Origin of the sequence: Proteiniborus sp. MB09-C3 (assembly GCF_030263895.1) — a bacterium.
In the GTDB taxonomy this organism is placed as follows: Bacteria; Bacillota; Clostridia; order Tissierellales; family Proteiniboraceae; genus Proteiniborus.
The window spans coordinates 2,196,645-2,209,457 of sequence record NZ_CP127161.1 but is presented as its reverse complement, the minus strand read 5'-3'; the positions used below and the strand labels follow the sequence as shown (position 1 = coordinate 2,209,457).

Genomic DNA, 12,813 nt, shown 5'->3' with positions numbered 1-12,813 from the left:
TTTTATCAGACTAAGTACAAAAAGTCAAGGAAAAAATCATTCCCCTAAAATTCCTTTTATAAAATCTATTTTTCCTATATTCTTTACTCTGACTTCATTATGATGAATAGATTGATTTGCTCTTACAAATAGCTTAATACCATATTCTTCTTCTATTCTTTTTATAAAATAGTTATTGTTTTCTCTCAAATACCCTTCTGTATGAGGGTTTACTTCTAAAACAGCTGCTTCTGCACTAGTATGCAGCCTTAATCTCTTTGCTTCCTTGTCGATTAAACTCAGTACTGAGCTTTCTGAGTAAACTTTACCTGTACCATTACAATAAGGACATTCCATTAATAAATTAGTAGTTAATCTACTCCTTACTTTCTTCCTTGTCATTTCCACTAAACCTAGCTGAGTCATTCCTAAAACAGTAGACTTTGTTCTATCTTTTTTTAGTTCGTTTTCTAATACTTCTAGAACTTCCTTCTCGTGTAATTCATTATTCATATCAATAAAATCAATAATTATTATTCCACCAATATTTCTTAGCCTTAGCTGTTTAGCTATTTCTCTTGCTGCCTCCATATTAGTTCTGAGGACTGTATCCTCTAGATCAATACTGCCTACATATTTACCAGTATTCACGTCTATTGACGTCAAAGCCTCTGTTTCATCTATTACTACATAGCCTCCGCTTTTTAACCAAACCTTCCTGTCTAAGGCTCTGTGAATTGCCTGCTCAATTCCAAAATATCCGAATATATCATGGCTAGAATCAAAATACTCAACCCTAGATTTCAATTGTGGAGATATCATCTCTATAAGCTCTACTATACTCTTATACTCATCTCTGCTATTGATTATCAGCTTTCCGATATTATTTGTAAACAAATCTCTCACTGTTCTATGGATTAAATCAAGGTCTTTGTACATAACTCTAGGTGCAAATCCTAGGTTTCTTTCACTATCAATTTTGTTTAATACTTTTAGTAGAAATCTTATATCCTCCTTGAAATCCTCTAGTTCTAAGCCTTCGCTTGCAGTTCTTAATATCAATCCCATATTAGCAGGCTTAACACTCTCAATAATTTCTCTTAACCTATTTCTTTCAGTCTCATCATTTATGCGCCTTGATACTCCTATATAATCAGTATAAGGCATAAGCACAATATGTCTGCCAGGTATGGTAATATGGGTAGTTACTCTTGCTCCTTTGTTTCCAAAGGGCTCCTTTATTACCTGCACAACAATGTCTTGTCCTGATTTGATGACATCCTTAATGGATATATCCTTAAGATTGATTCTTTTGTTTGAGAGCATCTCTTTAGGAATTGCATCTTTTACATAAAGAAAAGCATTTTTCTCTAAGCCTATGTCAACAAATGCTGCTTGCATACCCGGTAGCACATTGACAACTCTCCCCTTGTATATGTTGCCAACAGTTCTTTTATTATCGTCCTTCTCTATATATAATTCTACTAGTTCAGCATTCTCCATAACGGCTACTCTATTTTCTTGTAAACCCACATCAATTATTATTTGACTCATAAAATCTCTCCTAAAGCTAAATTTGAGCGCTAAGAGTACTAAAAATCTATACTGTAGCTAAAATAAACTTTATGCTAGCACCATCTTATATAGGTAAAGAAGCTGCACCATCTTTTTCAACAAATAGCTCAAGTCTATGAAGCTTTAAGCTATCTTCTTCAATCTTTATTTCTGTATACTCTTTAAGTAACTCTACAACTTCTTCTGGTTTTAAGTTTCCCTGACTTCCTGTCATTAAAGTAGTCTTAAGTATAATTGTATCATTTTCATTTGATAGAAGAAATAATTCTTTTATTCTTTCTCTAACATTGTGTTGCTTTACAGTTACCTTCTTCCCTTTCTTTTTTTCCTTAGTTAAGATAAGTTCTTCCCTGCTTAAAAAACTATCTATCTCGCTTGTAATCTCCTCTGGAGTTACCTTTTCTTTAGTTGAAAATCCTATTATATAGGTAGCCCATCGTATTAAGGATACTATTGAATCTTTGTCATCTGAAAATACCGCCTTTAATATTTTTATCCCATTTGGCAATACTATATTCAATCTTTGCTTAAATTCTTCTGGTTCAATATATGTATCTAATTCAACATCCATATATTCCCCATCACTTGATACTCCCAAAGCTAAAGCCGTAGCTAAAGAAAACTGAGGATGTGGATTAAATCCTTCACTATATTTTACTGGGATATTAGCACGTCTAAATGCTCTCTGAAAAACTCTCATTAAATCAAGGTGAGAAATATATTTTATATACTCTTGTTTTGTAAACTTAGCTCTTATCTTCATTAGCAAACACCACCTGTAAAACTTTTATTGATACCACAACCAGTACATCCTTTTCTACAATCTTTAGTAAGCTCACCTTTTTTAGCCTTTTCATTTTCATTTATAAGATATTTTTTCGAAACTCCTACATCTATAAAATCCCATGGAAGAATCTCATCATAGCTTCTTTCTCTAGAAGCATAAAAATCTGGGTCTATTCCTGTTTCCTCAAATGCTTCAAGCCATTTTTCAAAGCTAAATTTATCTCCCCAGCTATCAAATTTGCATCCCTTTTTCCATGCTTTTATCAATACGTCTGATAAACGCCTGTCCCCTCGTGCTAGAACTGCTTCTAAATAACTTAATCTAGAATCATGATGATTATATGTTACCTTATTATCTTTGATACTGCTTTTCAGTAGATTAATCTTCTTATTAAACATCTCAATACTATCCTGAGGATACCATTGGAAAGGCGTAAAGGGCTTTGGGACAAAGCAAGAAGTACTCACTGTTACTTTTAAATTGCCCTTCCTTTGCTCTCTAGGCATTTTAAAGAAAATATCTTTTACCCTATATGCCAAATCCTTTATTCCCATAACATCGTCAAAGGTTTCAGTAGGTAATCCTATCATAAAATACAATTTTACAGTTGACCAGCCAGAGCCAAAAGCCTCCTCAGTGGATTTAAACAGGTCTTTTTCTGTAATTCCCTTATTTATCACATCTCGGAGTCTTTGAGTACCCGCTTCAGGTGCAAATGTCAAGCCTGTTTTTCTCACCTTTTGAATCTCTTCAATTACCTCTAAAGGAAAAGAATCCAATCTAAGAGAAGGTAAAGATAAACCAACCTTTTTATCCTTGTATTCTTCTATGAGTTTATTCACTAATTCAAGAATCTGAGAGTAATCACTGGTACTTAAAGAAGAAAGTGATATTTCCTCATGGCCTGTTGCTTCTATAAGCTTTCTAGCAGATTCAAGTAAAGTATCCATGCTTCTCTCTCTCACAGGTCTATATATGATTCCTGCTTGACAAAATCTACAGCCTCTTGTACAACCTCTAAATATTTCTAGCATTACCCTATCATGAACAGTTTCTATGAATGGAACTATTATTTTATCAGGGAAAAATGCTTCATCAAGATTTTTTATAATTCTTTTTTTAATCTTAGTTGGATGCTTGGCATCCATAGGATAAAAGGCTTTTATAGTCCCGTCTTCGTTATAATCTACATTATAAAGCTCTGGCACATATACTCCTTCAATGCTAGCTATTGCTTCTAAATACTCTTTTCTTTCTCCTCCACTTTTTCTCCACTTTTTATATATCTCAATTATTTCTAGTGTTACTTCTTCTCCTTCACCTATTACAAAAAAGTCCACAATTCCAACCAATGGCTCTGGATTATAAGCGCAGGGCCCTCCAGCAATAATAAATGGATCGTCATTTTTCCTATCCTTTGACATAATAGAAATTCCTGCCAGGTCAATCATATTGATTATATTCGTATAGCTCATCTCATATTGAAGTGTGAATCCCATAAAGTCAAAATCTTTTATAAAATCTTTGCTTTCTAGAGCATACAATAGAATATTGTTCTTTCTCATTTCTTCTTCCATATCAGTCCAAGGTGCAAACACTCTTTCACAGTATATATCATCCTTACTGTTTAAGAGATTGTAGAGAATATGCATCCCTAGATGAGACATACCTACCTCATAAACATCAGGAAAAGCAAATGCAAATCTAACCGTATCTTCAGTAATATCTTTTAATGAAATATTCTGTTCCTTTCCAATATACCTAGCCGGCTTTTCAACTCTATTTAAAATTTTTTCAAACTGCCCTTTATCTAACATTTATCTCATCCTTTTCCTTTTAGTTGTTCAACATACATCTTTATTTTCTGCATATTTATTATTTTATCATTTTTTAGTTTCTATTAGTAGTTCTTCTAGTGTAATATCAAGACCATAGCTATATATCCCCTCTAGTAATTGGCTTTCTGTTATAGTACCAATAGTTTCCCCATTACTTTTGATAATAATAAATATATGGTATCTATTAGGTAAAAAACAATCTAAGGCTTCTTTTATATTGATTGTTTTAATACAAACTAAAAGATGAGCCTTCATTTTCTTTTTCCTATTAATTTCATTTGTTTTTCCTGTAATAGATTTTATGAAAGCAAAAGCTGCCATTTCCCTTTCTTTCTTGGCAGCTATTATAGTAAATACTGCTATTAGACTTAAGCTTGTGCCATCACCTATTAACCCATTTAATATATCATAGAGTATAATAATTGTACATAGCATATATGTAATATATGACAGCTTAGTTGTAGAAGATTTATAACCAATAAATAAGGATAATACAGCTCTAATTATCTTGCCACCATCAAGAGGAAAGACAGGAAAAATATTTATTATAAACATCAGTTTATTAATTTTAATTATATAATCAAATAAATAATTATCAAAATAAAGACTTTTAAGTCCCATAAATACAATCATTACTGCAAAATTACTTAGAGGCCCTATTGCACATATAAATATTTCTTCCTTAGGGTAAATTGTTTTCATGTACTCAAATCTCGCTATTCCTCCAAAAGGAAATATTTCGATTTCGTTTATCTCAAATCCGCACTTTCTAGCCGCAAGGCTATGAGAAATCTCATGAATTAAAACAGTAAATACTATAACAAGGACTTCAATAAAATAACCAAGCATAAAGTATAACGCAAATACAATTAGCATAAAAATATTTACTTTAATGCTAATGTTTTTAATTTTTAATATCTTCATTTAGGAAACCTTCCTATCAATTAAAGGCATTCATATTAAATGTTTCGATTACCTTATCTGGTATCTTAACTGCACCTTTTACAAAATCAAAGATCTTTTTTGTATCTTCTTTTATATCAAATGAATAATTAACAGACTCGTCTACTATTCTGATTATATTATTAGTAAATTTTATATTTGCTTTTTTAATTATCAATACTGCTAATATGATTAAAATACAAATTATTACTTTATTGAGCTGTTTTCTATAAAAGCTTACTCCATTACTATTATTATAGGTATTATAAACTCTTTTTTTTCTTAGACTATTTAATACATTGCTTATATTTTTATTTATCTTTTCTTTTATACCTATTATAATCACCCTCTTTCAGTTTAGTATATTTATATTTTTAAGAAGGTGATTTTATTACAATTTAACGGTCCTGAAACACAAATTTATTTGTTCGCTATTGCTTTCTTTCTGATAAAAGCGTTCAGAAAATCAGTTTATATCAGAAAAAAACCTACGATTTCACAACCGTAGGTTTTTTATTTAATCTATATGATTATGCTCTTTAGATTGGCTAATAATTTCTCTCCAATGCATATCTCCTCTTTCAAGGGATTTTATCAAAAGCTCTGCTGTGGCAATGTTTGTAGCGATAGGAATAGAGTGAACATCACTTAATCTAAGCAGTGCCTGAACATCTGGCTCATGAGGCTGAGACGTTAGGGGATCTCTTAAAAAGATTATAAGATCCATTTCATTGCTTGCTACTTTTGCTCCTATTTGCTGATCTCCTCCTAAAGGGCCTGACATCATGCGAACTATACTGAGGCCTGTAGCTTCTATAATTAACTTACCAGTGGTTCCTGTAGCAAAAAGACTATGCTTTTCAAGAATATGCTTATATGCAATGGAAAAATTAACTAGCTGCTTTTTTTTATTATCATGGGCTATTAAAGCAATATTCATAATTTCCTCCAATAATAAAAGTTCTTTTTGTAGCGAATAGGAAAGTTCCACTTTTGATCTTTATAATAAAAGAACTTTCCGTGAATGAGTTTTAAGCAGATTGCCGAAATATCTGATTTCGTGTAAGTCGCTTATGCAGTGTCTCAACAAAAGCTACCTTTTAATTCTTCAATAAAAGCTTTTGTTATTTTATAGATTCTTCTTTCATTTTTAAAATTGGTATATTGGCAATCAATGCTGGTATAGGTGTATTGTCGCTTTCCCTTCTAGTTCTTGTAAGCTTTATATCTAGACCTTCCTCATCAATTACCATGTAATCAGATATTACTCTTATTATATCCCCTTTAAGAATTTCTAAAAAGTGAGGAGAAATATTAGCCCTGTCGTGGATTAAAACTAATTTTAGTCTTTCCTTTGCAACATTTTTGCTCTTGCTTTCGTTTTTACTAAAGAATTTAAATAAATCCAAACTTACCCCTCCTTTTTAGCTATTTACCAAAAAATAATTTTCTCAGCTTACCAAAAACGCCCTCATCAACATCCAATTCCAATAAGGCTACTTCTTCTCCCATTATTCTTTTAGCTATATTTCTATATGCTTGTCCTGCCAGTGTCTTATTATCAATGACCACAGGCTCTCCTTTATTTGTAGAGATTACAATAGCTTCATCGTCAGGTACCACGCCGATTAAATCAATAGCTAGAATATCAGTCATGTCATCGATATTCATCATATCACCTTTTTTCACCATATCTGGTCTTATCCTATTTACAATTAACTTTGGATTATGTAATCCTTTAGCTTCAAGCAGTCCTATTATTCTATCTGCATCTCTCACAGCTGAAATCTCTGGAGTAGTAACTACAATAGCTCTATCTGCTCCTGCTATAGCATTTTGAAAACCCTGTTCTATTCCTGCAGGACAATCTATAATAACATAATCAAACATTTCTCTTAACTCATTGCAAAGGTCTAGCATCTGTGCAGGGGTTACTGCATTTTTATCCTTTGTTTGTGCAGCAGGCAGAAGAAATAACCCATCATATCTTTTATCCTTTATAAGCCCTTGCTTTATTCTACAAACCTTCTCTACAACATCTACAATATCATAAACTATTCTATTCTCAAGGCCCATTACAACGTCAAGATTTCTTAATCCAATATCAGCATCAACTATAGCAACCTTTTTACCTTCTATAGCTAAACCTGTGCCTAAATTAGCTGTAGTTGTAGTTTTACCTACACCACCTTTTCCTGAAGTAACAACAATAACTTCACCCATAAAGTTCAACCCCCTATTCTTATTTGTTTTTAGGTAGATAAGTTTCTATGAGTACTGCATCCTCTTCCACCCTTGCAATTTCTGGCCATTTAGAAAATTCCATTTCTTCGTCAGGTCTTCTTGCAATAATATCAGATATCCTAAGCTGTGTTGGATGTAAATAAAAGGCTACAACTATAGCTTCTATATTTCCATCACAACCTGCATGGGCTATTCCTCTTAATGCACCAAGAATAACTATGTTTCCCTTTGCCATAACAATTCCACCAGGATTCACATCCCCGATTACGACCAAGTTTCCTTCAGATTCCACAGTCTGACCAGATCTAATAGTAGCTCGTACAAACTTTGTATATCCCTCTTCTATACCTTCAAAGAATTGAATTTGCGTTAGTTCACTATTTTCCTCTTCATCAACAACATCTCTAATTTCATCTACATCAATCCCAAATTTATTAATTATTATGCCTTTAAGCTCCTCCTTTTCATCAATAGATAATTCTTTTCCTTTTATGCTTATTACCTTAGCTCCTTTAAAAAATGAACCTGCTTTTTTTAAATTACTCTCTAGCTGTTCTTTTATTTTTTGAAAGCTTCCTTCTTTAACAAAAATATATATACCATCTTGATTTCCTTTAAATGTAACTAAGCTTTGACTCATTTGTCACCCTCCAAAAGTATACACAGCTATTATTTTTATTCTTCATTTTTTGCATAATTCCTTCTTATTTTTAATAAAAATAAATTGGCATGTAGAAAACCTACTTAGCCAATTTATTTCTTACTGTAAACTCATCATTTGCTTCATAGTTGAGTCCAAGATACTGTGCTATTATTTCCTTAGCTATTGGCCCTACATATCCACCAGTACCACCTTGAAAAATAACTCCTACCACAGCAATCTCAGCTGCCTCTGGATTATTTTCTTCATACGGCCCATATGCAGCAAACCAAGCATAGTTATCATATTTTTCACCTGTTGCTGGATTTGTTCCAGAATTCTGTGCAGTACCTGTTTTTGTAGCTACTTTTACAGGGAAGTCCTTAAAAATTGCCCTAGATGTACCATCACTTGTAACCATACCTAAGCCTTTATTTACTTCGTTAATAAAATTATAATCCTTAAGAACTACTCTATCAGATTCCCTCTTTGGCTCATAAACAATCTCAGAATTATCATGATTCTGGGCTTTAGAGATTACACTTGCATTATGTCTATATCCACCATTTGCTAAGGTAGCCATGTAGTTTGCCATTTGGATTGGAGTGTACGCATTTTGTCCTTGTCCTATTGAAATATTAAGTGTATCTGCCTGTTTCCAGCCTGATTGATTTAAATAGGTATATTTAATAACATCAGCTAAATCTTCTCTGCTTCCTTCAAGCTTCTTTTCTCCATTAATATTTAGTTTATCAAGTCTTCGGACTACTTCTCTCTTGCTTAGAGGTTCTTCAAATTCAGCCCAACTTACAATTTCATCTATAATTTTTGATATATCCTTTTCATCTATATGAGCCCCTTCTTTAATGAAGTCCCTTATATTAGTATTCAAAAATCTTCTTAAACCTATTTTAGTGTTGTTTGTCTTCAGATTTGTATCAGGAACTCCAACAGCTCTTTCTCCTGCTATTTCTATTCCAGTTTTATCATCTAACCCAAATTCCTTTGCTACTCTCAAAATATCCTCAATATCTACCTTTCCTCCAAGACCTTCTCCAGTCTTTGGATTTCTGCCCATTGTAACACTATAAAAATAATAGTTACATGAATCTCTTATAGCCTCAGCTAAATTGACCCATCCATGAACTCTTCCATAATCGTTCCAGTACCAACAACCAAATCTTCCGTTTCCTATCTCTACAACTCCATAGTCATAGATTTTTTTACTTGAGCTTATACCCTTTTCTTGTGCTGCCAATCCTGTTATCATCTTAAATATAGATCCAGGCTGAATGGCTGTCTGCAATGATATATTGTAAAGGGGCCTTGGTGCAAGTGGATCCTCTTCATGTTCGGGCATTAAGCTCCTCCAGTCTTCATCAGAAATACCTGTTACAAAAAGATTTGGATCGTAGGCAGGATAATTAGCTAATGCAAGTATTTCACCTGTCTTTACATTTATAGCAACAACAGCTCCAGAAGTAGCATTTTTATATGCTTGAGGGAATTTGTAATTACCCCACTTACTTTGGAATTCCCCGCCTATTTGTATCTGTTCTATGGCTTGTTTTAATGCATCCTCTGCAACTTTTTGCAGTTCGAGATCTAATGTTAGATATAGATTGTTTCCCGGTATAGGCTTTACTTCATCTAATACTTTTATTGTATTTCCTAACACGTCTACTTCTACACGTCTACTTCCATTTTTACCTTTTAAATATTGTTCAAAGCTGTCTTCTACTCCAGTTTTTCCGATAATATCGTTAGGGGAATATCCCTGTTCTTCAATATATTTTTTTATTTCATTTGTCTGGGATATCTTACCTAAATAGCCTAAAATATGTGCAGCTGTTTCACCATTAGGATAATATCTTATTGGTTCAATTGAAACTCCAACGCCTAATAAATCAAATTTGTTTTCTTCAAGCTTTGCCACAGTACTATTTCTTATTCCATAAGCTAAATTTATTGGCTGATATGCTCTATGGCCTTGTTTGTTTAATTGCTCTAAAACTAGCATTATAGATCTAGCTTCATATTTATTTAGTCCTTCTTCTATTTTATATTTATTAGTTAAAAATTCAAATGCTTCTTTAGCACTACTTTCTTTTGGGACATTATACGTCTCAAGCCAGCTTTTCTTATTATTTAGTACAGCATATTCCCAAGTAGAAATAGATATTTTAGGATTTACATACCCTAAAACTTTTTCCTGGGCAATTGACTTAATCTTGTCATCAGTTATAAAGTCAGTAATAACATTATGCTTTTCAGCAATATATATTAGTGCCTCTATAGCAGTTAATTCCCCTTCTATTTTTTCATTCTTATAAAATCTTTCCTTTTCTTCGTCACTCTTATATTTAAAAGAAACCTTACTCTCCTCTTCATCTATGACAATATTTACTGGAATATCTATGTTCTTTTCATTAAGTTTATTAATTAGAATTTGTCCTGGTATTGTTTGTTCTTTATTTTTTTCTTCATCGCTTCCTTTAACAAAGATATTTGAAAGAATCTCGTATTTAGCCTCTGTTTGAAGGACGATATTTACAAAATCATCTGTGGCTGAACTGTCAATTGTTATATTTCCAAAGCTCTTCATTAAATTTCTTTTAATAGATTTGTATTCTTCATCAAAGCTAAAACTATATGGTTCAAGAGAAATGTCGTTTGCTAATCCATTGTTTTGTAAAACCTCATATGTAAGCTCACTCACAATAGGATTGTTTATAAGTTTCATAAGAACCTTTTTGTTCTCTATTATTTTAGAAATCAATATATCTCTTGCAGTTTTGCCATTTGGTATATTATTTTCCTTTTGCCATTTTTCTATATCCACATTTGTATCATAATTAAAAGAAATATTTTTTTCTTCGTTAAAGTCTATTTTTATAGGCATTGAAATGCCTTCATTTTCCAAAACATTTACTGCTCTTCTTGCAGTAAAGAAAACTCTAGAGTTTGTGTCGTCCTCTATTCTCATAGTTGAATTAATCAGTTCTTCTACAAGATTATTATTTAAAATCAATTCTGTTACGTATTCATAAGGTGTTTTACTATTTTCCATATACATTGCAGCACTATTATATGAAAAATGGTTTAAATCAATAGGAAACTCATCAATATAGTTAACGCCTTCATCGTCAAGTATCCTAACAAGCTTAAGGATTGCGCTATTTCGTTTATCTGTGTCTTTTATATTTAATTCATCTTTCATTATCTGAACTGTAAAGCTAGGATTATTACCTGCTAATAGTCTTCCATATCTATCTCTTATTTCTCCTCTAGATGCAGTTATAGATATCTGTTTTACTCTTTTACTATTAGAAGTCCTCCTCATTTCCTCTCCCTCAACAATAGTCAATGCTGCTAGCTTAAAAGCCAAAGCAACAAAAATCAAAGTTGTGAGGAAAATGAAAATATTATATCTATCTTTTATCTTTTCCCAGAACTTCATATATTCACCTCCTTTACTTTTTTCCAAAACTTATTTGCGGTTGGCGATATAGTTTAAGAAATTGTTTATAAAAGAAAACAGACAATACAGAGTTTAAGATCGTCTCAATGATTACAATGTCTTTTAAAAGACTTATAAAATCAACATTAATAGACAGAAAATACATAAATACATAATAGACTACATGAAAAGCAAAAGTTGATAGGACCGTAAAAACAAAAGGTAAAAATAAATTTTCCTTAAATACCTTTTTATCAGTCAATCCAATTAGATAGCCAATAATGAAATAAATCAAAGCATGTACTCCTATAACTTCATAAAAAAACATGTCCTCTAAAAGTCCCAATATTAGCCCTAATACACTACCAGTCTTTTTACCTGCAAGAAGAGAAAGACATACTATTATAATCAAAGATGTATTAGGCACAACTCCAAATACACTAATATGATGTAATATGGTAGATTTTATTAAAAAGTTCACTAAGACTATAATAGCTATAATAAAATATCTCAAAGTATTTACCCCTTTTATCTAATTTCCTATTATAACAAAAACATTTTGAAGCTTATTAAAATTCATGGCTGGCTGTACTTCAATATTTACTAAAAGATCATCACTATTCTTGGTTACTTCACTTATTTCTCCGATGTAAAGTCCCTTTATGAAAATTCCTCCAAGCCCAGAAGTAAGTAGCTTGTCTCCCTTTACAACGTCTGCCTTTGTATCAAAAAGATAGCCTGATATATTACCTTCAGAATCACCTTTCATAATTCCGCCGTCTTGAGTTCTTATTACATTGAAGCTCAAGTTACTGCCTGCATCTATTATAGCTATAACCTTAGCCCAGTTTTCTCCAACTTCAACGACCCTGCCGACAAGTCCTTCTTCTACAGTATTGCCGTCAACCTGTATTCCTTGAATAACTGCATCATCTTTTTTTATACCGTCTTTAGTTCCTTTATCTATTATAAATCTTTCGAACCAATTTCCTGGATCTTTTCCTATTATTTGAGCCTCGACTAAGTTATATTTTGTTTTCTCTTTTAATATTGCAGCATTTCTTAAATAATCAGATTTGCTTACAATGTCCTCATAATTTCTTACTTGTTCTTTTAATTTAGCATTTTCTTCCTTCAATTTGATGTTTTCATCCTTAAGTTGTGTAATACTTCCTATAGATTTAATAGCTCCTACAACCGATTCGCCGCTATTATAAAAAACTTTTTGAATGGGAGTTATTATACTACCCATGAAATTTTCAATAGATGTTATCTTATCTCTACCACCAGCCGTAATTCCAATAATTACAATTAGAATGATAGCAACAACAGTCACTATCATTCTCCC

The 12,813-nt window shown here is 32.1% G+C and carries 12 protein-coding genes; all 12 read right to left on the bottom strand.

Translation table 11 applies throughout. The annotated features are described in order from the left end of the window. Nucleotides 1-36: 36 nt before the first annotated feature. Nucleotides 37-1,533 (bottom strand): Rne/Rng family ribonuclease, encoded by a 1,497-nt coding sequence (locus QO263_RS10615; RefSeq protein ID WP_285620997.1) that lies wholly within the window; start codon nt 1,531-1,533, stop codon nt 37-39. Between the two features lie 85 nt (nt 1,534-1,618). Further along, nucleotides 1,619-2,317, bottom strand: coding sequence for a TIGR03936 family radical SAM-associated protein (locus QO263_RS10610; protein ID WP_285620994.1), 699 nt, complete (start codon nt 2,315-2,317; stop codon nt 1,619-1,621). After that, complete coding sequence (locus QO263_RS10605) at nt 2,317-4,158, bottom strand: TIGR03960 family B12-binding radical SAM protein (protein ID WP_285620992.1); 1,842 nt, start codon at nt 4,156-4,158, stop codon at nt 2,317-2,319. The genes QO263_RS10610 and QO263_RS10605 overlap by 1 nt, the downstream gene beginning before the upstream one ends. 66 nt (nt 4,159-4,224) lie before the next feature. After that, a complete protein-coding gene (locus tag QO263_RS10600; RefSeq protein WP_285620990.1) occupies nt 4,225-5,103 on the bottom strand; it encodes a M50 family metallopeptidase in 879 nt (292 codons plus the stop codon). A gap of 16 nt (nt 5,104-5,119) precedes the next feature. Beyond that, a complete protein-coding gene (locus QO263_RS10595; RefSeq protein WP_285620987.1) occupies nt 5,120-5,467 on the bottom strand; it encodes a hypothetical protein in 348 nt (115 codons plus the stop codon). 171 nt (nt 5,468-5,638) lie between these two features. Continuing rightward, complete coding sequence (mgsA, locus tag QO263_RS10590) at nt 5,639-6,061, bottom strand: methylglyoxal synthase (protein WP_285620985.1); 423 nt, start codon at nt 6,059-6,061, stop codon at nt 5,639-5,641. 184 nt (nt 6,062-6,245) lie between these two features. Then, a complete protein-coding gene (gene minE, locus QO263_RS10585; RefSeq protein WP_285620983.1) occupies nt 6,246-6,530 on the bottom strand; it encodes a cell division topological specificity factor MinE in 285 nt (94 codons plus the stop codon). 19 nt (nt 6,531-6,549) lie between these two features. Further along, a complete protein-coding gene (gene minD / locus QO263_RS10580; RefSeq protein ID WP_285620978.1) occupies nt 6,550-7,344 on the bottom strand; it encodes a septum site-determining protein MinD in 795 nt (264 codons plus the stop codon). A gap of 19 nt (nt 7,345-7,363) precedes the next feature. After that, nucleotides 7,364-8,005: a septum site-determining protein MinC gene (gene minC, locus QO263_RS10575; protein ID WP_285620976.1), complete on the bottom strand. Its 642-nt coding sequence runs from the start codon at nt 8,003-8,005 to the stop codon at nt 7,364-7,366. A gap of 100 nt (nt 8,006-8,105) precedes the next feature. Next, on the bottom strand, nt 8,106-11,465 hold the full coding sequence (locus QO263_RS10570; protein WP_285620974.1) for a penicillin-binding transpeptidase domain-containing protein: 3,360 nt from the start codon (nt 11,463-11,465) through the stop codon (nt 8,106-8,108). 13 nt (nt 11,466-11,478) lie between these two features. Further along, nucleotides 11,479-11,979 carry a rod shape-determining protein MreD gene (gene mreD / locus QO263_RS10565; protein ID WP_285620972.1) on the bottom strand — a complete coding sequence of 167 codons (501 nt, stop codon included), beginning with the start codon at nt 11,977-11,979 and terminating at the stop codon, nt 11,479-11,481. 18 nt (nt 11,980-11,997) lie between these two features. Continuing rightward, on the bottom strand, nt 11,998-12,801 hold the full coding sequence (mreC, locus tag QO263_RS10560) for a rod shape-determining protein MreC (RefSeq protein WP_285620970.1): 804 nt from the start codon (nt 12,799-12,801) through the stop codon (nt 11,998-12,000). Nucleotides 12,802-12,813 lie beyond the last annotated feature (12 nt).